Raw genomic sequence first — 1,061 nt, 5'->3', positions numbered from 1 at the left:
GCCTGGCGGCAGTCCGACGTAGCCGAGCTCGAGCGCGGTGTGGCCCATGAGGGAGAGGATGTCCGCGCGGAGCTGGTCGAGGGTGCGGGTGTCGCCACCGGCCTGCGCGGAACGGGCGGCTGCCTCGAGCGCGAGGTCGATGGCCGCGGCGTCGGTGGCCGGCACGACGGCGCGGATGGAGGCCATGCCGTCGGGCAGCTGGCGAGGGTGCTCGACCCGTCGCTTGGCGCGGGCCTTGGCGTGGAAGAGGTCGGCGTCGTCGTGGCTGACGGCGATGACGGCCTTCTTGATGGCCTCGACGAGCTGGCTGTGGGTCTGGGTCCCGGCGTCGTCGATGACGGAGTCCTGGACGAGGACGGCGATCTCGACCGGGTAGTCCTCGAGCATCGAGACGATCGTCGTGGCCTTGCGGGAGTCGATGTGTCCCACGGCCAGTGCCTGACCGGTGAGGGCGAAGACGCTCTCGAAGGCGCGGGCGTTGGTCACGATGCGTTGCGCGCAGAAGCGGCTCAGCCCGAGGCGGGGAGCGAGCTCGTCCGCGGCCATGTTCCCGGCCTTCACGTGCGAGGGCAGGGCGCCGCTGCCGTTCATGAGCGGCCGCCGGGAGAGCTCGCCGGCCACCCGGGTGAGCTTGGCGGTGGCCCACGCGGCGATGCGCTGGTAGCCGGCGGCCATCTCCACGAGGTAGTACTCGTCCACCTCGCGGGGGTCGACGTCCTCGAGCTCGGCGAGGAGCTGGCCGTCGGGTGCCATGCCCGCGAGGGCCTCGGCCGACACCGGCTGGACCGACTCGAAGCTCGGCTGCTCGATGGTGACCATCGACGATGCAGGCTTGTCCCCGCCGTCGAGGAACACATCGGCGGCGTCCTCCTCCTGGGCCCACAGCTCCTCCAGACGGCGCGGGGAGTGCTCGCCGACCGGCTCGTAGGTGCTCGGGTCCTCGAGCCAGGCAGCGTGCGGGTCGAAGTCGTCGACGCTGCTCACCGACCCCACCCCCTCTGCGGGTTCCGACTGCTCTGCCGTCCTGCTCCAAGGCTATGACCGACCACTGACATCCGAGC

General features: G+C 71.3%; 1 protein-coding gene. It reads right to left on the bottom strand.

Annotation, left to right across the window (positions count from 1 at the left end):
* Positions 1–984 (bottom strand): DUF222 domain-containing protein (locus H9624_RS17020; protein ID WP_251840942.1); only part of this gene is annotated, 984 nt, incomplete at its 3' end.
* Positions 985–1,061 lie beyond the last annotated feature (77 nt).

Origin of the sequence: Oceanitalea stevensii, assembly GCF_014837105.1 — a bacterium.
Lineage (GTDB): Bacteria > Actinomycetota > Actinomycetes > Actinomycetales > Actinomycetaceae > Oceanitalea > Oceanitalea stevensii.
The sequence above is the reverse complement of the archived record's forward strand: the minus strand, read 5'-3'. Positions and strand labels throughout refer to the sequence as shown.